The following is a 26,362-nucleotide window of genomic DNA, read 5'->3' on the forward strand; positions in this document are numbered from 1 at the left end:
AGGTATACTTTTCTATACTATAATATGGAACAGATAATTATTACCATAGCAAATCATGAGCATATCCATTTTGCAGAAGAGATATGTGAGGTTATTGCAGCTTCTGCTGCAATACGAGGCACGGGGATTGCTAAGCGGACTCCCGATTATATTCGAACCAAGATAGAAAATGGAAATGCGATTATCGCACTCGCCGGTAAGAATTTTGCCGGATTTTGTTATATCGAGGTTTGGGGTCACAACAAGTATGTAGCACATTCTGGGCTCATCGTACATCCCGAATATCGTAATCTGGGATTAGCCAAAAAAGTGAAAGAATTCACCTTTAATCATTCACTTAAAAAGTTTCCCGATGCCAAGATTTTTGGAATAACAACCGGACTTGCGGTGATGAAAATAAACTCAGAGTTAGGATATAAACCTGTTACTTTTTCAGAACTCACCGATGACCCTAAATTCTGGCAGGGGTGTCAGACATGTACAAACTTCTCTATACTTACTTCTAAGGATTACAAAATGTGCTTATGTACAGGAATGTTGTTTGATCCCGCAAAGCAGGTACAGAAAAAACAAAGCTGGTTCAATAAAACCATTGTAAAATTAATAAAAGACAAAAAGCAGACATTGCTTGAGAACAATAAAAAAGTAACATCATGGAAAAAGTAGTTTTGGCATATAGCGGAGGATTAGACACCTCCTTTTGCGTAAAATATTTAATAAATGAAAAAAAACTAGCGGTACATAGCATCTTGGTTAATACCGGTGGTTTTGAAGAAGATGAATTAAAGAATGTTGAAGAAAGAGCGTATGAATTGGGAAGTACGAAACATGTTAATAGAACTATTCTAAACGAATTTTACAATAAGGCGGTTAAGTACTTGATTTTCGGGAATGTTTTAAAGAATAATACATATCCACTTTCCGTAAGTGCAGAGCGAATTTTTCAGGCAATAGAAGTAATTACCTATGCAAAAGCTATTGGCGCTAAGTATATCGCGCATGGAAGTACCGGAGCTGGGAATGATCAAATTCGATTTGATGTTATTTTTCAAACACTAGCTCCAGAAATTGAAATTATCACTCCGATACGAGATCTTAAACTTTCGCGTCAAGCGGAAGTTGATTACTTAGAAAAACACGGCGTTCATTACAGCTGGGAGAAGGCTCAGTATTCAGTTAATAAAGGATTATGGGGAACCAGTGTTGGCGGTAAAGAAACCTTAACTTCTTCTCAACCATTACCAGAATCTGCGTATCCAAGTCAATTAAAGGACGGAATTAAGGAAGGAAAGCTGACTTTAAATTTTGAGAACGGTGAACTCGTTGGATTAGATGGAGTTGTTAACTCTCCTATTGAAACTATCAAACATTTAGAAAAAATTGCTAGTTCGTATGCAATAGGTAGAGATATCCATGTGGGTGATACGATTATCGGGATCAAAGGTAGAGTTGGATTTGAGGCAGCCGCTGCAATGATCACCATTAAGGCGCACCATACATTAGAGAAACATGTGCTATCCAAATGGCAACAGTATTGGAAGGAACAACTTGCCAATTGGTACGGGATGTTGCTGCATGAAGGGAACTATCTGGACCCTGTGATGCGTAATATCGAAACGTTTTTGGAAGATTCACAAAAATCGGTCACTGGTGAGGTTTTTATAACCTTAAAACCATATCACTTTACTATTGATGGGATTGATTCCAAATTTGACATGATGGCTTCAGATATTGCTACCTACGGAGAAGAAAATGAAGCATGGACTGCTGATGAAGCCAAGGGATTTATTAAAATCTATGGAAATGCTAATAAAATTCATCACCACTTAAATTCTGAAATAGTATGATACAGGTAGGAATTATAGGAGGGTCAGGTTATACAGCTGGCGAACTTTTAAGAATTTTAGTTCACCACAATGGCGTTACAATTAATTTTGTATACAGTACGACCAACGCCGGAGTTTCAATCGCAAAACAACATCCGGATCTATTAGGTTCGATCGGGTTGAATTTTACCAATAAAATTAATCCGGATGTTGATGTGGTGTTTTTATGCCTTGGACACGGAAAATCAAAGCATTTTCTTTTTGACAATAAGTTCTCAAGCAAAACGAAAATAATAGATCTCAGTAATGATTTTAGACTGCAAAAGGATCAATATTTTGAAGGAAGAGATTTTATTTATGGATTACCAGAGTTGCAAAAGGATAAGATAGCAGCAGCTGATAATATTGCAAATCCCGGTTGTTTCGCTACCGCCATTCAGCTAGGTGTTTTACCACTTGCCTCTCATGGTTTGCTAACACATAGCATACACATCAATGCTACTACGGGAAGTACTGGAGCGGGTGTGCTACCTGGATCGACAACACATTTTAGTTGGAGAGATAATAATTTCTCAAGCTATAAAGTTTTCGAGCATCAGCATTTAGATGAAATTAAACAGTCCTTACACCAAAAACAGTCCGGTTTTAAAGCTCCAATCTTTTTTGTCCCTAACAGAGGAAACTTTAGCAAAGGTATTTACGCTACTTTATATACTCAGTTTGATGGAAACATAGAGGAAGCTATAACTTTATATAAGCAGTACTATAAAGACACACCATTTACGCTGGTTTCTGAAGATCCAATTAGCTTAAAACAAGTACTGAATACGAATAAGTGCGTGATCCATCTGCAGAAGATTGGTGAAATGCTCGTGATCACGACGGTGTTAGATAATTTGATAAAGGGAGCATCCGGACAAGCGGTACAAAATATGAATTTAATATTCGGGTTAGGTGAGACTACCGGACTCGATTTGAAGGCAAGTGCTTTCTAATAACAAAACGTGAGAATTATGGAGAATCTAGCAATAATAGGCGGAGGTAATTTAGGGAAATCAATTATTTCGGGACTCTTAACAAGTGGATTATTTGGTACCACGCAGATAACTGTTTCAGGTAAATCCAAGAATAATCTAACAGCAATCAAGCAAACTTTCAACGTAGTAGTTTCACAATCCAATACAGAGGCAATTCAAAATGCAAAATGGATTTTACTTTGTGTACAACCCAAACAACTGGCTTCAGTTTTGGATGAGATAAAAGAAACGATACATCCTGACCAGATGCTGATTTCTACGGTTACCGGAGTAGGAATTCAAGAAATTAATAAGGTGCTCCCTTATAATAAAGTAATTCGCGTGATGCCTAATACGGGAGCCTCAAAAAAGATGTCTATGACATGTATAGCTGCCAACAATGAGTGTGCTGAAGAGTTGAAAACAGTAGAAAAAATGTTTTCAACTATTGGTAAAACATTAGTAATTGAAGAACCATTGATGCAAGCGGCAACGGTGTTAGGAGCAAGCGGAATTGCTTTTTTTCTACGTTTCCTGCGTGCTATGATTCAAGGGGGTATTCAAATGGGATTTCATCCTCATGAAGCTCAAATAATCGCAGTGCAAACGGCTATGGGAGCAGCGACCTTGGTTTCAGAAAATGGAACACATCCTGAATGTGAGATTGATAAAGTAACCACTCCTCAGGGATGTACTATTCAGGGTTTAAACGAGATGGAGCATCAGGGGTTAAGTTCATCCGTAATAAAGGGGGTTATGGCTTCTTATGAAAAAATTAATTCAATAAAATAGGGCTGAGGTTGAAGAATCTTAGCTTTTAAAATGTAATCATATGAAATTATTTGATGTATACCCTTTATACAATATAGAACCTGTACGAGCGTTTAATTGCACCGTTGAGGATGTAAATAATACACAGTATCTGGATCTGTATGGTGGACATGCCGTGATATCGATAGGTCATGCGCACCCGCATTATGTCGAAAGTATAAAAAATCAATTGGATTCAATAGGTTTTTATTCAAACGCAGTACAAAACAATTTACAGCTAAAATTAGCTAAGAAATTAGGGGAGCTCTCAGGCTACTCTGACTATCAATTGTTTTTATGTAATTCTGGAGCAGAAGCTAATGAAAATGCATTGAAATTAGCATCATTTCACACCAATAAAGCTAGAATCGTAGGCTTTACCAATGGTTTTCACGGCAGAACATCTGCAGCAGTATCAGTGACAGATAATGCAAATATTATCGCACCCTTAAATAATCAGCATGATGTCACCTTATTGCCTCTGAATAAAATAGAGATGGTAACGAAAGAATTGGCAAAAGGAGATGTATGTGCCGTGATTATTGAACCCATACAGGGGGTAGGAGGATTGGACGAAGGGTCCTCACAATTTTTTCAAGCATTAGCAAAAGTTTGTAAAGCTAATGACGTTTTATTGATTCTTGATGAGGTGCAAGCAGGATACGGAAGGACCGGTAAATTTTTTGCACATCAACATCACGAGATAAAACCTGATATTATTTCGGTAGCAAAAGGTATGGGCAATGGTTTTCCTATGGGCGGAATTTTAATTGCGCCTCACATAAAAGCGAGTCATGGTCTACTCGGGACAACCTTTGGTGGCAATCATCTGGCTTGTGCAGCCGGAATTGCAGTTTTGGAAGTGATTGAGGAAGAAAGTCTCCTCAAAAACGCTAAAGCAATTGGGCAGTACTTTTACGAACAAGTGAACACTATTCAACAAGTACAAGCGGTAAAAGGACGCGGTTTAATGCTCGGGTTACAATTTGATTTTGAGGTTGGTCCTTTGCGTAATGCGTTGCTTTATAAGCATCACATCTTTACCGGCGCTGCAAAAGATAAACATGTCTTACGAATATTACCACCGCTGACCATTACGAAGATTGAAATCGATCAGTTTATAAAAGCATTACGTTCAGAATTAGTTGAAAAAGAAATCTCTGAGCCTTTTGAAACTAAAGTGTCCTTGAAATAAATTAATTAGTAATTAGAGACAAAATGAAAAATTACTTTTCAGTAGATGATATAGATTCGATATCCGATTGGATAGCAGAAGCAAATAATTTAAAAAACAATCCTGGAGCCCATAGCGAGTTGGGTAAAAATAAAACCTTGGGCTTGCTATTTTTTAACCCAAGTCTTCGTACCCGATTAAGCACCCAAAAAGCAGCGCTTAATTTAGGAATGAATGTAATGGTAATGAATTTTACAGGAGAAGGTTGGGCATTAGAATTTGACGATGGCACGGTGATGGATCAAGGAGCTTCAGAGCACATTAAGGAAGCTGCTCAGGTGATTTCTCAGTACTGTGATATACTTGCAATTAGAGCATTTGCAACATTAGAAAACAAGGACGATGACTATAGTGAGAAAGTGCTCAAAGGTTTCATAAAATATGCATCCATTCCCATATTAAATATGGAAAGTGCCACAGGTCACCCGCTTCAGGCGTTGACCGATGCCATTACTATAAACCAATTTCAAGCTAAAAAACGTCCAAAAGTTGTTCTTTCCTGGGCGCCACATCCCAAAGCACTGCCGCAAGCAGTAGCCAATTCTTTTGCCGCAATTGCTCAACGAATGGAGGTGGATTTTGTAGTGACGCATCCCAAAGGTTATGAATTGCAGGACGAGATTGTTGGAGCTTCTAATATTGAATATGACCAAGACAAAGCCTTAGAGGATGCTGATTTTGTATATGTAAAAAATTGGAGTTCCTATCAACAATATGGTAAGATACTAGAAACAGATATGTCCTGGAGAATTTCTCAGGAGAAGATAGCGGTTACCAACAAAGCAAAAGTAATGCATTGTTTACCGGTACGTCGTAACGTCGTTATTGATGATGCTGTATTGGATAGTGAAAGTTCAATCGTTATTGAACAAGCAAATAATAGAACCTTTGCCGCGCAGCTTGTACTGCAAAAATTATTAAAAGCTAATTACCAATAGGAATATTATGAAAAAGGAAACACTTTTTATAGCTAAAATTGGTGGAAATATTATCGAGAACCCTGAAGTATTATCTCAGTTCCTGTTAGATTTCTCAAAGATCAAAGGACCAAAAATTTTGGTGCACGGAGGAGGAAAGTCAGCAACACAATTAGCAGAAAAGTTGGCGATACCTACCGAGATGATCGACGGACGTAGAATTACAACAGCCAAAATGCTTGATGTGGTGGTCATGACCTATGCAGGTTTAATCAATACTAAGATAGTTGCCGGTTTGCAAAAGAATGGATGTAATGCGTTAGGACTTTCGGGAGCAGATGGCAATGTAATTACGGCTGTAAAACGCGAACCATTATTTATAGATTATGGGTATGCAGGCGATATTACTGAGATAAATACATCATTCCTAAAAGAAATTGTGTCCATGGGTATGACCCCAGTAGTATGCGGAGTAACTCATGATTTAGAAGGGCAATTACTAAATACCAATGCTGATACGATTGCCTCGCAAGTAGCCTCGGCTCTGACAGCACTTTATGAAGTGTCTTTATTTTATTGTTTTGAGCTTAAAGGCGTGCTAACAAACATTCAGGATAAGGATTCCGTGATACCACATATTAATCAAAAAAAATATACTGAACTTCTGGATACCAATGCAATAAGTCATGGGATGCTTCCGAAGCTTCATAATTGTTTTAAGGCTTTAGAACAGGAGGTTAAAACGATACATATTGCAAATGCTGATTTTTTGACCAATCCAAACATCCTGCATACGACCCTCACTTTATAATACAATCTTATGAAAGAACAAATGATCGATACGGAAAACCTACTCATAGAAAGCCTGACAAAGCAAGGGATCCAATTGCTTCAGCAGTTAATTGAAACGCCTTCCTTTTCTTCCGAAGAGGATAAAACCGCAGCGCTATTAGAACAATGGTTTCGTGATCACAACATTCCGTACCAACGAGAAAATAATAATGTTTGGGCATATAATCAACATTTTGATAAAAATAAGCCTACAATCTTACTCAATTCGCACCACGATACGGTTCGACCCAATGGTAATTATACCAATGATCCCTTTAAGGCATTTATAAAAGATGAAAAATTGTTTGGGTTAGGAAGTAATGATGCAGGTGGGTGCTTGGTAAGTTTATTAGCAACATTTACGTATTTCTATGCAGAGGAGCAGTTGTGCTATAATATCGTTATGGTCGCTTCTGCAGAAGAGGAGAGTAGTGGTAAAAAAGGATTAAACAGTGTGTTACCCGAACTTGAGCCGATTGATTTTGCTATTGTGGGAGAACCCACATTAATGCAACTCGCGATTGCAGAAAAAGGTTTGATGGTAGTAGATGTATCAGTTAATGGAACGGCTGGTCATGCAGCACATCCTAATGATGACAATGCTATTTACAATGCTTTATCGGTGATCCAATGGTTCAAAACCTATCAATTTGATAAGATTTCTCCAACGCTGGGAACAGTAAAAATGACGGTTACTCAGATTCATGCCGGTAAACAGCACAATGTGGTGCCGGCAAGCTGTGATTTTGTAGTCGATATACGTGTGAATGATTTATATACAAATCAAGAGATTTTGAATAGGATCAAGGATGAACTTCCGGAAACAGTAACAATAACACCAAGATCAATGAATTTAGGATCCTCATCTATTGCTATGGAGCATCCGGTTGTTCAATCTGGTATCGCATTGGGACGTGGTACCTATGGTTCACCCACTTTATCTGATCAAGCTGTACTTACTTGTCCGTCGCTTAAGTTAGGGCCCGGAGATTCAACACGCTCCCATTCGGCAGATGAATTTATCTATGTAAATGAGATAGAAGAAGGTATAGCACTCTACATTAAAATTTTAAAAGGAATACTCTAGTATAAAAAAAGAAAAATGAAACTTTGGGATAAAGGATTACCAACCAACGAAAAAATAAATCAATTTACGGTAGGCAATGATCGGGAATTGGATTTGGTTTTGGCTAAGTATGATGTACAAGCCACGTTGGCACACGCCAAAATGTTGTGTAAGGTTAAATTATTGTCTGATCAGGAACTTGTTGCTATCACAAAGGAATTAAGTGAGCTATCAAAACAGATTGCTGAAGGGAACTTTGTTATCGAAGAGGATTTTGAAGATGTACATTCTAAAATCGAATTCGAACTCACTAAAACTATCGGAGAAGCAGGAAAAAAAATTCACACCGCAAGATCACGTAATGATCAAGTTTTAGTAGCGATGCATTTGTACCTAAAAGACGAACTACAGCAAATAAAAACGTTGGTAAAAGATCTCAGTAGCACCTTGCTGAATCTGGCGGATACCCATCAAGATGTTTTACTGCCCGGGTATACACATTTACAAGTTGCCATGCCTTCCTCCTTTGGTCTTTGGTTTTCGGCCTATGCCGAAAGTTTTGTGGATGATCTATATATGGTAAATGCTGCGCTGCAAATTGTAGATCAAAACCCGCTGGGGAGTGCCGCAGGCTATGGAAGTTCCTTTCCTATCGACAGGGAGTTCACAACTCAGGAATTGGGTTTTGAAACCTTAAAATATAATGTAGTAGCGGCTCAAATGAGTAGAGGTAAGTCAGAAAAATCAACGGCATTTGCATTGAGTAGTGTTGCCGGTACCTTATCAAAATTGGCGACGGATGTGTGTTTATACATGAGTCAGAATTTTAATTTTGTAAGTATACCTTCTGAGTATACCACAGGATCGAGCATAATGCCGCATAAAAAGAATCCGGATGTATTTGAACTGATCAGAGCAAAATGTAATGTAATACAAGCGCTTCCGTATGAGTTGACGTTGCTTACCACTAATTTACCTAGTGGCTATCATCGAGATCTACAACTACTCAAAAAGAACCTTATTCCTGCGATTCAGGATATGAAGGCTTCTTTAGAAATGGCAGCGTATGCATTGAAGCATATTACCGTCAATAAAAATATTCTTGAGGATCCAAAATACGAATATCTATTTAGTGTGGATACCCTCAATCAATTAGTAGTGGATGGCATGACGTTTAGGGATGCCTATGTAAAAATTGGAAAAGATATTGAAGCGGGTACGTATGTTCCAATCAAAGATACGCAACACACGCATATTGGAAGTATCAATAATTTGGGTTTATCCTATATTAAAGCAAAGTTGAGTTCGGTTTAATTTTATGGTTCATTTTGGGCACATAGTGTAAACCAACCAGAGGTACGTGTGTAATGCACGTACCTTTTTGCTTTACATTTAAAAGGGCACAAACTAGGGCAATATATAATAGCCCTATTTAGGCATAAAGCGACTAGGATCTTCTTTCTCTTTTCTACGCTCGATTTTTTCTTCATCTAATGTGATGTTAGAGAACATCTCTTTTTTTAAACTACTGGGTGTAGTTTGTGATTTAGAATTGTTTTGGAGCGGTTTATTTTTTTTATGTTGAGATGGATTCATTTCAATTTTTTCTGTTGGCTTTTTGCGATTTGTTAATAGTTGGACACCCATGAAAATTGCAAAAAGTAAGATGGCGATAATAGCGCTTTTAACAGAATTCTGGAAAAGAACAACAATACCTAATACAACGAAAATAATTCCCCAATACTCCATTTTTATCCAGAAAAGGGTATGATTATTTGTCAGTAAAATTCTCTCGTTTGTTTTCTCGTCAATGACAACTCTAGAATTTTTAGTATTCCATTTTTTGCCAAAAAACCAGCTAAATATTCCCGTCATAAACGCGGCAAATACAAATGCGTAATCAGTATAGTCATCAGGAAAAGTTTTCAAACTAAGAACTAATGTTGCAAACAAAACTACTACGGAGATAAAACCTCTACCAGACCATATAATCATACTATAATATTTAAAGGGTTATGTTATTTTCACTCAATCAAATGGTTAAAAAGAAGCTAACAGCAATACTTAAGGTGGTTAATATAGTTAAATAACTCTTAAAATTAAATAGTCGAACTTGATTATTGATTTTATCCTAAGTTCAATATGTCAGTAGACGGTGGATAAAAGAGGATGGAAATATGTAATCTGAAAATCATTCTCACTTTTAAACTTTGTAGCTGGTCAGCGTTGAAGGACTGATAGAGACCTACAGTTTAAAGTATTAGATTTGATACTTACAATCGCATATTGTGTTATAGTTCTTCCTGCAATTTGTAGGAGGATAAACAAAGTTACTAGTAAGTCTGTAAGGGAAATTTTTTTCTCTTTGCTTCCGCGAAAGTCAACAAAGCAAACTGGAGATAGCTACTTTATATTTAAATACCACCCATACGAACAAAGAGCTTTTTTAACAAGGAATACCCATCCCGAAATTTCTTTTCTGGCTCCCGTGCATGCAATTCATTAGCATTATAGTACAGCTCATAACTAAACACAAAGGGACTTTTAGGATCTTCAAAGTCTAATTGACCAAAGCGTAAATCATTAAAAAGCAGGGTGTCTTCTTGTTGATCAATAGTGTACCAGCCCTCGGTAAGTCTTATGAGTCTTTCAATCAAAGGATCTTCTGCGATCGCGCCCAAAAGTTCATGGTTTTTTGGAATCGTACTAAACTGGATGGTAGGAGACTTATCAAAAATAGAATAATACCCAATACGATACGCATCTGCGGTTTCGACATTAGCAGTCCACAAGACACTGTTAAACGGGGTAGGTTTGGTTTGAATGTCTATATACTCAATATTTTGTGCAATCAGACTTGCTTCAAATTTAGTATAGGTGTATCCCTTTAAGATTAAAGTTAGCAACAGATAACTACTGCTTATGATAAGTCCAATTTTTGCATAACTTCTTCGTTTTGGATTCTCACGTTTGAGCCGCATAGCTAATACTACACACAATAAAAAAGGTAGCGTATACAAAGGATCAATAACAAAAATAGATTTGAAGGAAACTTTGTATGGCGAGGGCCAGAATAACTGTGTGCCCCAAGTGGTAAAAGCGTCGAGCAGGGGATGCGTAAACAAACCCAGAAACATAAGTAGCGTCCAATCGCGCCAACCTGCCTCTGATTTTTTATATATTTTGGACAATAGCCACCCGAAGAGGGGGGCTGCAAGGAGGCTAAAGAAAATAGAATGTGAAAAACCACGATGTAATTCGTTGGCACGCACAGGATCAAAAAACCATTTGGTCATAACATCCAAATCGGGAATGGTGCCGGCGATGGCACCCCACAAAATGGCTTTGTTACCCATTTTTTTACCGAGAGCAAGTTCGCCCACCGCAGCTCCAAGTACAATTTGAGTCAAGGAATCCATAGTCGTGTGTTTTTTAAAAAGGGTGTTTAAAAAGTGTTTTTTAAACTAAATGCCCTATCGAACGGAGTCAAAATGTTATCAGAACCAAGAAGTATGATCTCTTGACTCCGCTCGAATTGAAAATAGAATTTACTTTTTATGTGTCCTTCTTTTATCTAGTTGCTTACAGAGGGATATTGCCGTGCTTTTTCTTCGGTAGTAATACTTCTTTATGTTCCAACATACTAAACGCTTTAATCAATTTACGCCGTGTATCTTTTGGCAGAATAACTTCGTCAATAAAACCTCGTTGTGCTGCTTTATACGGGTTGGCAAATTTTTCGGCATATTCGGCTTCTTTTTCGGCTAGTTTTGCAGCCGGATCGTCAGCTTTGCTTATTTCTTTTCTAAAAATAATCTCGCTGGCACCTTTGGCTCCCATAACTGCGATTTCGGCAGATGGCCACGCAAAGTTAAGATCTGCACCAATATGTTTTGAGTTCATCACATCATACGCACCACCATATGCTTTACGAGTGATCACCGTTACTCTGGGAACAGTCGCTTCGCTTAATGCGTACAATAATTTGGCACCGTGTACGATAATCCCGTTCCATTCTTGATCCGTACCCGGTAAAAAGCCCGGAACATCTACCAGAACTAACAAAGGGATATTGAAACAGTCACAAAAACGTGTGAATCGTGCTGCTTTCTTCGAACTGCTTACATCCAGTACACCGGCAAGAAATAGAGGTTGATTAGCTATTATTCCAACACTTTTTCCGCCTATACGCGCAAAACCTACAATTATATTTTCAGCATAATCTTTATGTACTTCAAAGAAAGAATCCGTATCGATAATTCCGCTAATTACCTCATGCATATCATAGGGTTTGTTAGGATTATCCGGGATAATATCCATCAATTCCTCACGTATTTCGTCACTAAGGGTATAAGGTAGTGCCGGTACTTTTTCGGCGTTACTTTGAGGCATATAACTCAGTAAGCTTTTCAAATCCTCCAGACACTGTACATCATTGGCAGAAGTGATATGAGCGACTCCCGACTTGGTTGAGTGTGTACTGGCACCTCCAAGTTCTTCAGAGGTTACTTCCTCATTCGTAACCGTTTTTACAACATTTGGTCCGGTAACAAACATATAACTTGTACCCTCTACCATCAGGGTGAAATCTGTCATCGCAGGAGAATATACGGCGCCCCCGGCGCAAGGCCCCATAATAGCAGATAGCTGTGGGATCACACCCGATGCTTGTACATTACGATAGAATATATCGGCATATCCACCAAGGGAACGTACGCCTTCTTGTATACGTGCGCCACCAGAATCGTTAAGACCAATTAATGGTGCCCCCACTTTAACTGCCAAATCCATGATTTTACAAATTTTTTCGGCATGCGTTTCTGATAAGGCACCGCCAAACACGGTGAAATCCTGTGCAAACACATACACTAATCGACCTGCAATCGTTCCGTAACCTGTAATTACACCATCACCATAATATAGTTCTTTGTCCATATTAAAGTCGGTAGTACGATGGGTTACCAGAATTCCGATTTCCTCAAACGAACCTTCGTCCAGCAAGTAATTAACACGCTCACGAGCTGTGAGCTTTTTCTTTTCATGCTGTTTTGCAATACGATGTTCACCACCCCCCAAATGGGCTTTGTCAATTTTTTCTTCTAAAGTTTTTATTTTGGATTCCATAGTTTAGTGTATCGGTAAGCGTAATTTTTTTTGATCCTTTAAATAGTGTTGCAAGGCTATCATGGCAGCAACTTTGGCTTCTTCTTCAATTTCCTGATGTAAAAAATCGGCAGAGTAGTAGTTCTTAACAAAATGTGTGTCAAAATTTCCACTTCTGAACGCTTCATGTTCACAAACAAACTTCCCAAACGGTAAAGTAGTTTCCACTCCTTTTACCTGATATTGTGTGATAGCATCAATCATACGTTGAATAGCTTCTTCTCGCGTATCGGCATAAGTGATTAATTTGGCCAGCATTGGATCATAATAAATTGGAATATCCATACCTTCTTCAAATCCATTATCCACACGGATACCTTCACCTTGGGGTAATTGATAGACCTCCAGATTTCCTACACTCGGTAAAAAGTCATGCAACGGATCTTCGGCATAAATTCTCAATTCTAAGGCATGCCCTTTAAGTTGTACTTCCTCTTGTTGAAGCGGTAGTTTTTCGCCACGTGCCACCCGAATTTGAAGTTCGACTAAATCCAAGTTGGTGATAAGCTCGGTCACCGGATGCTCTACCTGTAAACGGGTGTTCATTTCAAGAAAGTAGAAGTTATGTTGTTCATCCAGAAGAAACTCAACCGTACCCGCTCCTACATAATCACAGGCTTTAGCGACTTTTACAGCAGCTTCTCCCATTTTCTGACGTAACGCAGGTGTTAAGACAGCCGAAGGTGCTTCTTCAACTACTTTTTGATGGCGTCGTTGTACGCTACACTCACGCTCAAACAAGTGAATCACATTACCATGTTCATCTGCCATAACCTGTATCTCGATATGCCTCGGAGATCCAACATATTTTTCAATAAACACGGATCCGTCACCAAATGCAGATACAGCTTCGCTAATGGCTCGTTGCATTTGTGATTCGAGATCACTTTCTTTCTCTACCACACGCATCCCTTTACCACCACCACCGGCTGATGCTTTGATTAGGATTGGAAACCCAATTTCGTTAGCAATTTTAGTTGCTTTTACCACATCTGTAATAGCTTCGTCGATACCCGGAACCATAGGAATATCATACGCTTTTACCGCATCTTTAGCAGCAAGTTTGCTACCCATCACTTTAATGGCTTTGGATTCCGGACCAATAAAAATAAGTCCGCTTGCAGTCACAGCTTCAGCAAATTCCGCATTTTCGCTCAAAAATCCGTAACCCGGATGTATAGCATCAACGTTGAGACTTTTTGCGACTTCGATAATCTTGTCTCCCAATAAATAGGATTTATTTGATGGTGCCTCCCCAATATGTACCGCTTCATCTGCAAAACGGACATGTGGAGCGTTGCGATCAATGGTCGAGTACACCGCCACGGTTCGGATTCCCATTTTTTTGGCAGTTCGCATAACGCGAATGGCAATTTCGCCACGGTTGGCAATCAGTATTTTATGTATAGTTTTTTTTGATTTCATAGACTATAAAATGTTGATTCTTATACTACTAAGCTTTCAGTTACAATGCATTGATTATTCAAATTCAATTAAGAGCTGTCCTTTATCTACAGCGTCACCAACAGCTGCTGTGATAGATTTAATAACACCATCCCGAGGAGAAGATAAAAGATTTTCCATTTTCATAGCCTCAAGAATTAATAAGGGAGTATCCTGTGTTACGGTATCTCCAACTTGTACCTGAACATCCAAAATTAACCCCGGCATAGGAGCTTTGATTGAATTTACGTTTTTGGTTGCACCTATGGTAAAACCCATTGCCTTGATTGCTATATCCAGGGCATTGTCAATATGAACTTTGAAATCAGTGTTATTTACACGAACTGTATATTCTTTGTCAGTAAAATTTTGATCAATGATTTCGCTGTGAAATGATTTGGATTTATCCAATGCGTGATAGGAATTTTTACCGGTAGCAACTACGTCTATCTCAGATAAAGTTGTATCATTAAAATCAAATTCGAAAGTGTCATCCACCTTAACTTTGAAGTTATTAGTCGTCATACGAGAAATATTTTAGAGAGTAAATATAATGTATTCGGTAGAGCATACCATAATGCTTTCGGGATTTTGATTGCATTTTTGATAGTAAAATAGTTTTTTAGTCATTTTTTTTGCGATAAATGATTGAAATGGAAGATTTCTTTGAGAAATTTTGAGTTTACTACGAGTTGTATGCTAGTATTGTTAATACGATTGTGTTGTTGGAGTGGTGCAGATCAATTCAAATTTTAAGAAACCAAAAAAAAGCGTTATACTATGGGTTCTAATAAAAATGATAAACAATCGAATGAAAGTATTAGTAATAGGTGCAGGAAACATGGGTTTGACATATGCTGAAGCCATGTCCAAATCAAAAATTTTAAAGAAGCGTAATATTATGATTCTGGACAATTCAGAAGAAACACGAACACGCTTAGATAAACTTTCTCATATTGATGTTTTTCACAGACCGGAAGATTGCGTGCCAAAAGCCGATTTAATTTTTTTAGCAGTAAAACCTTATCATAGTACAGATTTATTTACCCGATTAAAACCGTTGGTATTTGAAGGACAGATTGTGATTTCTATTATGGCGGGGGTTACAATACAAACCATGCAAGATGAAATAGGGTTGCCTAAGGTTGTGCGTGCGATGCCAAACTTACCAGCCCAAATTGGTAAAGGGCTAACATCGTACACAGCATCTCAAGAAGTCTCCCGAATTGAGTTGTTGACCATAGAAGATTTGCTCTGTACTACGGGGAAAACAATAAAGGTAAGAAATGAAAAATATATCGATGCTTCGACGGGGATCTCAGGAAGTGGTCCCGCATATGTTTTTTATTTTATGCAGAGTATGATGGAGGCCGCGTTACAAATGGGATTCTCAGCCGATGATTCTAAGGACTTAGTTAGTCAGACGTTTACAGGAGCGGTGGAACTTTTTAACCAATCAGATCTCTCTCCCAATTCATGGATGGAGCGTGTAGCATCCAAAGGTGGTACAACACGTGCTGCTCTGGACTCTATGGAGGATAATAATGTAAACGAATTGATAAAAGAAGCTGCCTTTGCAGCATTTCATAGAGCGGTTGAGTTAGGGGAGGAGTAGAGTTTAAGGCTCAATGAAAGTAAACTTTTTTAAGGTGAGTCAAACTTTTATATTCCCTTCCCTCGAGGGAAGGGTTAGGGATGGGTGTCCTAACTGCAATCCTATATTTAGGATTTAGTCGATAATATGTGAACTTTTTTTAGGACGAGTCACCTCAAACTAACTAAAATTCACAATCATTCAAAATACTTTTGCACACCCAGTGCATCATTTTATTTGTATTTTTGTATTGTGAAATTCTTGACGATCATACTATCCATTTACTTTTTGTCACTCAATTTTCTGGCGTGTAGTGATGCCGAAGAACATTCGGAGGATACACTCATAGAGATTGCTGATGAATCATCCGAAGATCACACGCATGATTCCGCAGAGTTGTGTTCTCCCTTCTGTCAATGCCATTGTTGCCATGTACATACGATTAATTTTAATGTGGTAGCATTTGCGGCTATAGTTCCGGAAATTACTTCAGATATCTTTGTGCATTTTGATAGTTTGGGCAAAGATATACCTCATACCATTTTGCAACCTCCCAGGGTATAATTCAGTTTTTTTGTAGGACACCTATGTCCTTACTATACTGGTTTTCGCTTTCACGGAAGCTACTCTTTTAGTTTTAACTGAATTAATACATAGTTCATGATTAATAAAATCATTGATTTTTCAATCCAAAATAAATTTATAATTGGGTTATTCACCTGTGTACTTATTGGTACAGGAATATGGAGTATTACCCAAGTACCAATTGATGCCGTTCCCGATATTACAAATAATCAGGTGCAGGTCATCACACAATCTCCAAATTTAGGAACCGAGGATATTGAACAATTTGTAACCTACCCCGTAGAGGTTGCAATGAGTAATTTACCCAATGTCCAAGAGATTCGTTCGATTTCACGATTTGGATTATCGGTAGTTACTATTGTTTTTGATGATGACGTTGGCACCTACTTACCTAGGCAGTTAGTTGCCGAAAAGTTATTCAAAGTGCAAGACCAAATTCCTGAAGGTTTTGGCGAACCTATTATGGGTCCCATTTCGTCGGGATTAGGCGAAATCTACCAATATACCTTGACAGTAGAAGATGCGTATACAGATAGATATACTACAACAGAGCTACGCACTATGCAGGATTGGATTATCAAACGTCAAATGGCTATGGTACCTGGCGTCATCGAGGTAAATGCTTTTGGAGGGAATAAAAAACAATACGAGGTTGCTATCAATCCCAATGAATTGCGGGCGATTGGTATCACCATATCAGAAGTGTTTACAGCACTAAAAAACAATAATCAAAATACAGGAGGCGCCTATATTGAAAGAAATCATCAAGCAAACTTTATAAGAGGAGAGGGACTTGCCAGAACCGCAAGTGATATAGAGCGCATGGTCATTAAAACAGTGAATAACATCCCTATTCGGATTAAAGATATTGGTACGGTGACCTTAGGAAGTGCCGTTCGATATGGAGCCTTGACCAAAGATGGGAAAGGCGAAGCAGTTGGAGGTATGATCTTAATGCTTAAAGGTGCTAACTCTGATGCTGTAATTGCAGAAGTGAAAGAACGGATGCGTCAAATCCAAAAATCTCTGCCGGACGGTGTTGTCATCGAACCCTTTTTGGATCGTAGTGAGCTTATTCAAAAAACGACAACTACCGTGTTTAGTAATTTACTAGAGGGCGGACTTATTGTCATTTTTGTATTGGTTCTCTTGTTAGGTAACTGGCGTGCAGGACTCATTGTTGCTTCGACAATTCCGTTATCATTGCTATTCGCCTTTATCTTTATGAATATTTTTGATGTGTGGGCCAATCTCATGAGTTTAGGAGCGATTGATTTTGGAATTATAGTGGATGGAGCCGTGATAATTGTTGAGAGTACCGTTTTTATAATCTATCGATACAGCGTAAAGAATAAGGTCCGCAAGCTTACTTCAACAGAAAGCAATACGATCACCGCAAAAGCTTCCAAAAAAATGATGAACACCGCATTTTTTGGCCAGTTAATAATTCTCATTGTTTTCTTACCAATTTTAGCGCTGGAAGGGGTGGAAGGTAAAATGTTTCGACCCATGGCACTTACATTTATATTTGCCATGTTGGGAGCGATGGTTTTATGTCTGACCTATGTCCCTATGGTGACTTCATTGGTTATTAGAAAAGTATCACATTCAAAAAAATCATATGGTGACCGATTTGTGAATTGGATAGCATCAAAATATGAAAACGGACTAATTAAATCCCTCAAAAAAGGTAAACTGATTATAGGAGTTTCCATCCTATTATTTGGAATAGCGCTGTTCACATTTAGTAGAATGGGAGGCGAATTTATACCGGATCTTGATGAAGGAGATATTGCATTTCACGCAATTTTGAAACCGGGAAGCGCCCTAGAGGAAACCATAGCGACTACTACTAAAATAGAACAGATAATTAAGGCCAAATTTCCCGAAGTTAAGACTGTAGTGAGTCGTATCGGTGTCGCAGATGTACCTACCGACCCTATGCCAATGGATATAGCCGATGTATTTGCGATCCTTAAACCCATGGATGCATGGACTTCGGCGGAAACAAAAGAAGAACTGGTTCAAAAAATAAAGGATGAGATCAGCATACTTCCCGGCGTAAATTTTGAATTTACGCAACCTATCGAGATGCGTTTTAATGAATTGCTTACCGGGGTACGGGAGGATGTTGCTATTAAATTGTTTGGTGAAGACCTGGACGTACTTTCCAGCAAAGCTGAAGAAATGGGGAACATCATAAGTAAGGTGCCGGGGGTTGCCGATTACAAAGTAGAAGCTACTGATGGACTCCCTCAAATTACGGTGCGTTATAACAGAGATAAGCTGTCGCAATACGGTCTCAATATTAAAACGATCAATGCAACCATTCAGGCAGCCTTTGCAGGCAGTAAAGCAGGGGTTATTTTTGAAGGAGAAAAACGGTTTGATCTGATGGTACGCTTTCAAAAAGAGGATCGTACGAGTATTAACGATATTCAGGAGCTATTTGTAACCTTACCGGGTGGATCTCAGATTCCTTTACGCGAGATAGCTAGTGTACGGTATGAACCGGGTCCGATGCAAATTAGTCGTGATAATACGAATCGTAGAACCTATGTTGGGATCAATATTCGGGGACGTGACGTACAATCTGTAGTCGAAGAGATAAAAGAACGTCTCGATCAAAACTTTAGCTTGCCTCCCGGATATTTTATTCGATATGGGGGAGCTTTTGAAAATTTAGAAAGAGCTAGCAAACGCTTACAAACCGTCGTTCCTATTGCGTTGTTGCTTATCTTTATACTGATTTATTTTGCCTTAAAATCCTTTTCACAAACGCTCATGATTTATTTGGCGATTCCTATGGCGACTATCGGTGGTATTTTTGCCTTATGGTTACGGGATATGCCCTTCAGCATTTCGGCAGGCGTTGGTTTTATAGTTTTATTTGGTGTTGCAGTGCTTAATGGATTGGTTATGATAAGCGGACTCAACGAGTTAAAGGAGGAAGGTGTGACAAACTTGAGAGATCGAATTGTGCAAGGGACAAAACGAAGAATACGACCTATTATGCTTACAGCGTTGACCGATGTTCTGGGCTTTCTTCCTATGGCAATCTCAGCATCGGCAGGGGCAGAAGTACAACGTCCTTTGGCAACCGTAGTGATAGGTGGCTTGGTCACTTCCACCTTGTTAACACTCTTTGTACTACCCATATGTTACCAATGGATTGAAAAACGTTCTAAAAAACGCCCCCTCCTTCAGAAGCCGATGATGGGTGCGTTGCTCATAGGTATTGTGTTCTTTTATTCCCCTTCCGCGAAAGCGCAAAGTATTCAAAATCAATATCCGGAGATTTCCTTAGAACAATCAATTGCTTTGGCAAAGGAAAATTATCCATTGCTGAAAATAAGACAGTTAGAAATAGATAAACAAGTAGCGCAACAAGTGGCAGCATACGATTTTGGAACTACCAAAATTTTTACGGGAGGAGAAGAAATAAATGACGAACGCGGAGTTTATACGCTTGTTGGTATAGGACAATCGAATATTGATCTGTTTGGAATCGCAGCAAAAAAGAGACTTCAGAAGAAACGGGTGTTGTTAGCAGAGGCGTTTTATGAGCAATCAATGCTTGAGGTAGAAAAGGAAGTAAAAACGTTGTGGACTGCCGTTTATTTAGCAAAACGAAAATATGCGTTATATAAGGAATTGGATTCGATCTACAGGAATTTTTCTAAAGCTGTGTTCTTGAATTATGAGGTAGAAGCGATTTCGAAATTAGAGTTTAAAGCAGCACAAAATCAAGCTGCGCAGATTCAAAATAAAATGAAGCAACTCGCGCATGATTATACGATTGCCTTAGAACAATTCAATTTGTGGTTGGGCGATACGATGTTTTATACCGTAGCAGATACCATCGCACCCGATGCACTGATGTTTTTGGGAAGTATCGAGAAAACTTTGCATCCGGAGCTTAAGATTGTACGAGAACGTCTCGAAGTTTCACAAGCAGGATATCGTACAGCACGCTCTGACAGGCTTCCCAAATTAAATTTACAAGGTGGGCTGCAAGAAGTGAATGGAGTTTCCAATTTTTATAGTTATCAGGTAGGACTTTCTATTCCATTCTTCGATGGTAAAACTCGAGCAATTTCTAAAGCTGCAAAACTGGATACGCGTATCGCTCAGGAATCTTCAGCATTTGGTCAACGACAATTTAAATTACGACAACGACAAGCGCTTCAAAATTTTGAAAAATGGAAGACCACCCAAGATTTTTATACAACAGAAGCCGTTCCTTTAGCCCAAGAACAGCGCCGAGGAGCATTGTTAGGTTATAAAGAAGGTGCACTGGATTATTCGGCATTTACATTGATGATTCGGGAAGCCATTCAAACAGAAGAAGAAGCATTACAAGTGCTTAGTTACTACTTAAAGGCGCTATTCGAACTACACTATTACAAAAAATAACAACATGAAAAAACATTTTATATACATACAGATTCCGCTAATGACAATCATGGTACTTTTGAGTTCTTGCGGAGAGGACACTTCAAAAGATTCGGCAAAAGAGGAGGTGACTGTTTTGACAGAAGGAGAACAGGCAACACCGCACGCTGAGGTTAAAGAAGCAATTCTTACCGCGCAACAATTTGATGCCTTACAGCTCAAATTGGACACCTTGCAGGAGCGAAGCCTTACGGGATATGTAGCCGCCAACGGACAGCTGGAAGTGCCGCCACAAAATGAGGCAAATGTAACGGCCATGATTGGTGCCAATATCGTATCCATAGCTGTGATAGAGGGCGATCAGGTTAAAAAAAATCAAGTATTGGCATATGTATCCCATCCTAATTTGATCGAAAAACAAACGGCATATCTCAATGCGTATACTAAAAGTGAATTTCTAAAATCTGAATTTGCACGTCAAAAAAAGTTGTATGATGCCGGAGTTGGATCAGGGATGAATTATCAAAATGCAAAGTCAGAATATACCGCCGCTAATGGATTGGTAAAAGGTCTCGAGGCACAATTACAGCAGTATAATATTAGTGCATCGGGAGTGCGTAATGGTACGATCTATCAACGAATTGCGTTACGCAGTCCTATCGAGGGCTTTATTGAGAAGGTTCATATCAAAACAGGACAATATGTAGAACCGCAAACTAATTTAATCGAAATCGTAAATACGCATCATGTACATGCCGATCTAATGGTATTTGAACAAGACATACATAAGGTAAGTAAAGGTCAGGAAGTTCGTTTTAAAGTACAATCCTTACCCGGGGTTGAGCTAAGTGCAAAGATTTATTCTATTGGTAAAACATTTGAAGAAGGTCCCAAAGCGGTACACGTGCATGCCGAGATCGAAAACAAAGAAGACAAATTGATTCCGGGGATGTATATTCAGGGGAGAATAGAAGTAGGTGCTTCAAAAACACTTGCACTACCGGAAAGCGCGGTAAGTAAAGATGGCGATCGCTATTACGTATTTACTGCAGAGCGAGAAGGCATTGATTGGAGCTTTAAACCTAAAGAAGTGCTGCTCGGACAGCGAGATGGAGAATGGGTTGGTGTTCAGTTTTTAGAACCGATAGCTCAAGAAACACTGTTTGTGCAGAACAATGCCTATTATCTGATGGCAGAAATGAAAAAAGGAGATGCAGCCCATAGTCACTAATACAATGCGTTCAATTGATAAAAAATTACAGGACAAAAAAATACGGCCTACTGCCATGCGGTTGTTGGTCTATCGTTTTTTAAATAGTAAAAACGTTGCAGTTTCGCTCTCGGATATCGAACAAGCATTTGACAGATCAGATCGCACCACCCTCTATAGAACTTTAAAAACCTTTGAAAATAAAGGAATTGTACATCCTGTTGATGATGGTAGTGGCGTAGTAAAATATGCGATGTGTGAAGAACATTGTAACTGTGAGGTGGGAGAGGACCTGCATATGCATTTTTATTGTTCAGCCTGCAGAGAGACCATGTGTTTGATCGATCACAAAATTCCAAAAATACATTTGCCTGAAGGTTTTACAGCAAATAATGTAAATTTAGTGATTAAAGGAACCTGTAATGAATGTACTGGCAGGACATAACTTAGTAAGTTGTTTTAGCTGAATATTAAAATGGTAATAAGGTTATATGAAAGAAGCGAAGGGCTGTAATCATGAACATGAACAAAAGGGAGTTTTAGGAAAAAATACAGAACTCTATTTTTCTTTAGCAAGCGGACTATTTTTAGGTACTGGGTTTTTGATAGAACTTTTCGCTAGCTTCTCTGATATTTTAATTCTTATACTCTACCTGTTAGCCTATATGTTTGGAGGCTTTTATGCGGTTAAAGGAGCTTTTGATAAAATCAGATATGGTGAATTCGAGATTGACTTTTTAATGATTGTAGCCGCGATAGGTGCAGCATTTCTGGATAAATGGGCAGAAGGAGCTTTGCTATTATTTCTTTTTAGTTTGGGACATGCTTTAGAGCATTATGCAATGAGCAAAGCCAGAAAATCGATAGCTGCGCTTACAGATTTAGCTCCTAAAACAGCACTACTTAAAACCAATGGAGAAACTAAAGAAGTAGCGATTAGTGAACTCAAAGCCGGCGATGTAGTGGTGGTTCGACCCAACAGTAAAATAGCCGCAGATGGCGTTGTTATTAAAGGAAGGAGTAGTGTCAATCAAGCACCTATTACAGGAGAGAGTATTCCGGTGGATAAAAGAGCAATAGCAGATAGCACTGCTATTTTTGAATTAGAAAAAGATATTCCCGAAGAGAGTCGGGTCTTTTCCGGGACTATTAATGGTAATAATACACTCGAGGTACGTGTTATAAAAGAGACACAAGACTCAACGCTAAGCCGTTTGGTAACGATGGTACAAGAGGCGCAAGCTCATAAGTCACCCACTCAACTCTTGACAGATAAGTTCGAGCGAATATACGTACCAGTAGTTATTGTTTTAGTGATTGTACTGAACTTTGCTTTTTTGGCGGTAGATGAACCTTGGCGAGATAGTTTTTACAGAGCGATGGCGGTTTTGGTAGCGGCTAGTCCTTGTGCACTGGCAATATCCACTCCGTCTGCAGTCTTAAGCGGCATAGCACGAGCAGCCAAGGGTGGTGTTTTGATAAAAGGAGGGAAGCCATTAGAAGATTTAGGATCATTGACAGCTATTGCTTTTGACAAAACCGGGACGCTAACCGAGGGAAAACCAAAACTCGTTGATCTATTTCCGTTAGCAGAGATAGACAAAATTACATTACTGGAAGTTGCAATTGCAGTCGAGAAGCTTAGTGATCATCCGTTGGCAAAAGCTGTAGTTCGCGATGGATTACAACTACTTCAGCGTAAAAATTCAAATTTGATAGCAGAAGATCTTGAGGCCTTACAAGGAAGAGGGATTAAAGCTCGCTTTCGCGGAAGCGATATTTTTATCGGTAATCTGGATTTGTATCAAGCACTTGGGGTAGCAATTCCGGAAGATATTTCTGAAACCGTAAAATCTTTGGAAAAACAAGGTAAAACCACCATGCTGGTCAAAAGAGACGATCATTTTATCGGAATTCTTGGCTTGATGGATACCGCTCGGGAATCAGCAAAGGAAACACTGCTAAGGTTGAAGTCATTAGGGATACGCAAGATGATTATGCTCACCGGTGACAATCAAAATGTGGCCGATGCGATAGCTAAAGAGATTCATCTTACCGAAGCGTTTGGTAGTTTGTTGCCTGAAGAAAAGGTGGCAGCGATTAAAAAACTAAAACAAAAAGAAAACAAAATTGCTATGGTAGGTGATGGTGTCAATGATGCTCCGGCAATGGCACATAGTACAGTAGGGATTGCTATGGGAGCAGCCGGAAGTGCGGTCGCCCTAGAAACTGCGGATATTGCACTTATGGCAGATAAATTAGAGATTTTGCCATTTGCCATAGCCCTGAGCCGCAGAGCACATGTCATTATCAAACAAAACATATGGATTAGTTTGGGTGTGGTCGCTTTGTTGATTCCTGCAACAATCCTGAATTGGGCAAATATTGGGGTGGCAGTTGCGATTCACGAAGGTTCTACTTTGGTTGTGGTTTTGAATGCGTTACGCTTATTAGGATACAAAATGAAAAAATAAGCACATCAGTTGCGGACGGTTTTGTTTTATTTCGAAGGTCTCTGCCTCAGTTGCTGAAGGTTTCGTTCTCTTTCAAAAGATATTGCATCGGTTGCGGAGGGTGTCGTTCTATTGCGAAATGACCTTACATAAGTTGCGGACGGTTTTGTTCTCTTGCGAAATGGCGATGCATCGGTTGCTGATGGTTTTATTTTCTTGCAGAACGCTTTGCATCACTTGCGGATGGTTTCGTTCTTTTGCGAAATGGCTTTGCATCATTTGCGGATCACGCTATCACTGAGTTTGTTTATTTTTATTTAAATCTAAATCAAAACACCTACGAACTACTCCTTTCCCTTGTTAGGGAAAGGTGGCCAAGCAACGCGCGGTCGGAAAGGGTAGTTTTTCAATTTTGAATGTAGAATTATGAATTTTTAATGACGAATGTAGAAGTGTTTCGGTTCATATACCCGATATATTCTGACTAAAAAAACTAGATTGTCACCTCGAGTGGAGCAGAGAGGTTGATTGTAATTAAAAAGCTCAGGTCTCGACTTTAGTTTATCCTGAGCGCAGACGAAGGGCTTGACCTGACAAAAAGTAAATTAAATAAGAATTTGACTTCGAACTAAATTATCCTATAAACTACTCCTTTCCCTTGTCAGGGAAAGGTGGCCAAGCAACGCGCGGTCGGAAAGGGTAGACTTTCAATTATGAATGTAGAATTATGGATTTTGAATGTAGAAGTTGAAATTTACAACAATAAAATGCTAAATTTAAAAGTGTCCTGCGTCCTGATTCCTGCTATCCTACTACTTGTTTCTTGGTTAGTGCCTAAACTCATTTTAGTATATCTCAAAAAAATATGTAGTTTAGTCACACTTAAAATCTAGTACCCACCCCACTTGGTAACGTTGTGTTGCTTTTTTTAATAGATGAAACGTATAAAGGATTAATTTCGTTTATGCAATTGTAAGCTATAATTATACAAACCGTGACAAAAATAGCTATACTTCTATTTTTGATAATATTAAGTTGTAAAGAGAATAAGACAAATCTGTATTATTCGACTGAGAAAAACAAATTAAAAAAAATACCAATTGAATTACCAGAATTAAATGATTGGAAAGAATTATACTCTCACAAATTAGTTAAAAGGAGGTTTAATGAAAACTCAAATGATGGAACTACAATCTTGGGAGTTTACCTAACTAATGAAATAGCAAAACAAAAAGAAAGTATAGATGATATTGACTTTAATAATTATTTGTTATTTTTTATAAGAAACGATGAGCAGAAATGGAAAGTCCAAAATACTGACTTAAAAAGAATCTTTGATATTCAAGTAAATCAGGCGTCTGTAGAAACAATTAATGCTACAGAAGCATTAAATAAAGCTTATTCTGACACAACATTCATCACAACTGAAAAACCATATTTATTAAATAATTACAGTAATCACGAAAAATCATACTCCGCAATCAAGTTAATAAAACCTCACCCAGATGACCACGACTATATCGTAGTTTACGTTTATAATTTAATTAACATAAAAAATCATCTCGTCTATGGAGGATATTATTTGGATTTTATAGGAATTGAATCCATTGAAAAAGCAAAAGAGAATAACGATATAATAGTATCTGAATTTATTAAAAAAAATGAATAGTAATTATGGCTAAAATCGTATTGAATTAATTGCTGGTCCAAGACTACAGATGCATTTTTTTTCAAAAGTTAGATTCTCTCGCGTCTCGTAGAGTTTTGGTTCGATTTGTATTAGCTAAATTTGTTACTTTAACATACGACAAATCATATA

21 protein-coding genes are annotated in these 26,362 nt (G+C 38.5%); 16 read left to right on the forward strand and 5 right to left on the reverse strand.

Annotation, left to right across the window (positions count from 1 at the left end):
* Positions 1-33: 33 nt before the first annotated feature.
* The 9 genes from ACJRPK_RS12825 to argH are packed head-to-tail and all read left to right on the forward strand — an operon-like array spanning position 34 to position 9,014.
* Positions 34-666 carry a GNAT family N-acetyltransferase gene (locus ACJRPK_RS12825; RefSeq protein ID WP_407140632.1) on the forward strand — a complete coding sequence of 211 codons (633 nt, stop codon included), beginning with the start codon at positions 34-36 and terminating at the stop codon, positions 664-666.
* Positions 654-1,847: an argininosuccinate synthase gene (locus ACJRPK_RS12830; protein WP_407140463.1), complete on the forward strand. Its 1,194-nt coding sequence runs from the start codon at positions 654-656 to the stop codon at positions 1,845-1,847. The genes ACJRPK_RS12825 and ACJRPK_RS12830 overlap by 13 nt, the downstream gene beginning before the upstream one ends.
* Positions 1,844-2,821 carry an N-acetyl-gamma-glutamyl-phosphate reductase gene (gene argC, locus ACJRPK_RS12835; protein WP_407140465.1) on the forward strand — a complete coding sequence of 326 codons (978 nt, stop codon included), beginning with the start codon at positions 1,844-1,846 and terminating at the stop codon, positions 2,819-2,821. The genes ACJRPK_RS12830 and argC overlap by 4 nt, the downstream gene beginning before the upstream one ends.
* A gap of 18 nt (positions 2,822-2,839) precedes the next feature.
* The gene (gene proC / locus ACJRPK_RS12840) at positions 2,840-3,634 is read left to right on the forward strand and encodes a pyrroline-5-carboxylate reductase (protein WP_407140466.1); all 795 of its coding nucleotides are present in this window, start codon (positions 2,840-2,842) and stop codon (positions 3,632-3,634) included.
* Between the two features lie 40 nt (positions 3,635-3,674).
* The gene (locus ACJRPK_RS12845; RefSeq protein ID WP_407140468.1) at positions 3,675-4,847 is read left to right on the forward strand and encodes an aspartate aminotransferase family protein; all 1,173 of its coding nucleotides are present in this window, start codon (positions 3,675-3,677) and stop codon (positions 4,845-4,847) included.
* 23 nt (positions 4,848-4,870) lie between these two features.
* The gene (locus tag ACJRPK_RS12850) at positions 4,871-5,824 is read left to right on the forward strand and encodes an N-acetylornithine carbamoyltransferase (RefSeq protein WP_407140469.1); all 954 of its coding nucleotides are present in this window, start codon (positions 4,871-4,873) and stop codon (positions 5,822-5,824) included.
* A 7-nt stretch (positions 5,825-5,831) separates the two neighbouring features.
* Positions 5,832-6,614, forward strand: coding sequence for an acetylglutamate kinase (argB, locus tag ACJRPK_RS12855; protein WP_407140470.1), 783 nt, complete (start codon positions 5,832-5,834; stop codon positions 6,612-6,614).
* Positions 6,615-6,623: 9 nt separating this feature from the next.
* Positions 6,624-7,721: a M20 family metallo-hydrolase gene (locus tag ACJRPK_RS12860; RefSeq protein WP_407140471.1), complete on the forward strand. Its 1,098-nt coding sequence runs from the start codon at positions 6,624-6,626 to the stop codon at positions 7,719-7,721.
* A 15-nt stretch (positions 7,722-7,736) separates the two neighbouring features.
* Positions 7,737-9,014 carry an argininosuccinate lyase gene (argH, locus tag ACJRPK_RS12865; RefSeq protein WP_407140472.1) on the forward strand — a complete coding sequence of 426 codons (1,278 nt, stop codon included), beginning with the start codon at positions 7,737-7,739 and terminating at the stop codon, positions 9,012-9,014.
* A 114-nt stretch (positions 9,015-9,128) separates the two neighbouring features.
* On the opposite strand, the gene ACJRPK_RS12870 is transcribed toward argH, so the two are convergent.
* The 5 genes from ACJRPK_RS12870 to ACJRPK_RS12890 form a co-directional block, all read right to left on the reverse strand.
* Positions 9,129-9,629 (reverse strand): hypothetical protein, encoded by a 501-nt coding sequence (locus tag ACJRPK_RS12870; protein WP_407140474.1) that lies wholly within the window; start codon positions 9,627-9,629, stop codon positions 9,129-9,131.
* A 485-nt stretch (positions 9,630-10,114) separates the two neighbouring features.
* Positions 10,115-11,119: a metal-dependent hydrolase gene (locus ACJRPK_RS12875; protein WP_407140476.1), complete on the reverse strand. Its 1,005-nt coding sequence runs from the start codon at positions 11,117-11,119 to the stop codon at positions 10,115-10,117.
* A 163-nt stretch (positions 11,120-11,282) separates the two neighbouring features.
* The gene (locus tag ACJRPK_RS12880; RefSeq protein ID WP_407140477.1) at positions 11,283-12,824 is read right to left on the reverse strand and encodes an acyl-CoA carboxylase subunit beta; all 1,542 of its coding nucleotides are present in this window, start codon (positions 12,822-12,824) and stop codon (positions 11,283-11,285) included.
* Between the two features lie 3 nt (positions 12,825-12,827).
* Positions 12,828-14,270 (reverse strand): acetyl-CoA carboxylase biotin carboxylase subunit, encoded by a 1,443-nt coding sequence (gene accC, locus ACJRPK_RS12885; protein WP_407140634.1) that lies wholly within the window; start codon positions 14,268-14,270, stop codon positions 12,828-12,830.
* A 72-nt stretch (positions 14,271-14,342) separates the two neighbouring features.
* Positions 14,343-14,831, reverse strand: coding sequence for an acetyl-CoA carboxylase biotin carboxyl carrier protein subunit (locus ACJRPK_RS12890; protein WP_407140478.1), 489 nt, complete (start codon positions 14,829-14,831; stop codon positions 14,343-14,345).
* Between the two features lie 286 nt (positions 14,832-15,117).
* Here ACJRPK_RS12890 and proC (ACJRPK_RS12895) point away from each other — a divergent pair, with 286 nt between their 5' ends.
* The 7 genes from proC (ACJRPK_RS12895) (at position 15,118) to ACJRPK_RS12925 (ending at position 26,212) form a co-directional block, all read left to right on the forward strand.
* Positions 15,118-15,921 (forward strand): pyrroline-5-carboxylate reductase, encoded by an 804-nt coding sequence (proC, locus tag ACJRPK_RS12895; protein WP_407140480.1) that lies wholly within the window; start codon positions 15,118-15,120, stop codon positions 15,919-15,921.
* Positions 15,922-16,152: 231 nt separating this feature from the next.
* Positions 16,153-16,464, forward strand: a complete 312-nt coding sequence (locus tag ACJRPK_RS12900; protein ID WP_407140481.1) for a DUF6660 family protein — start codon at positions 16,153-16,155, stop codon at positions 16,462-16,464.
* A gap of 96 nt (positions 16,465-16,560) precedes the next feature.
* Entirely contained in the window at positions 16,561-20,901 is a 4,341-nt protein-coding gene (locus tag ACJRPK_RS12905) for a CusA/CzcA family heavy metal efflux RND transporter (RefSeq protein WP_407140482.1), read from the forward strand.
* Between the two features lie 4 nt (positions 20,902-20,905).
* Complete coding sequence (locus ACJRPK_RS12910) at positions 20,906-22,111, forward strand: efflux RND transporter periplasmic adaptor subunit (protein ID WP_407140484.1); 1,206 nt, start codon at positions 20,906-20,908, stop codon at positions 22,109-22,111.
* Positions 22,112-22,115: 4 nt separating this feature from the next.
* Positions 22,116-22,535, forward strand: coding sequence for a Fur family transcriptional regulator (locus ACJRPK_RS12915; RefSeq protein ID WP_407140486.1), 420 nt, complete (start codon positions 22,116-22,118; stop codon positions 22,533-22,535).
* A 46-nt stretch (positions 22,536-22,581) separates the two neighbouring features.
* Positions 22,582-24,564: a heavy metal translocating P-type ATPase gene (locus tag ACJRPK_RS12920; protein WP_407140488.1), complete on the forward strand. Its 1,983-nt coding sequence runs from the start codon at positions 22,582-22,584 to the stop codon at positions 24,562-24,564.
* A gap of 973 nt (positions 24,565-25,537) precedes the next feature.
* Entirely contained in the window at positions 25,538-26,212 is a 675-nt protein-coding gene (locus ACJRPK_RS12925; protein ID WP_407140490.1) for a hypothetical protein, read from the forward strand.
* The last annotated feature ends 150 nt before the right edge of the window (positions 26,213-26,362 follow it).

The sequence above is a fragment of the Aquimarina sp. 2-A2 genome (assembly GCF_045505135.1).
Taxonomy (GTDB): domain Bacteria; phylum Bacteroidota; class Bacteroidia; order Flavobacteriales; family Flavobacteriaceae; genus Aquimarina; species Aquimarina intermedia.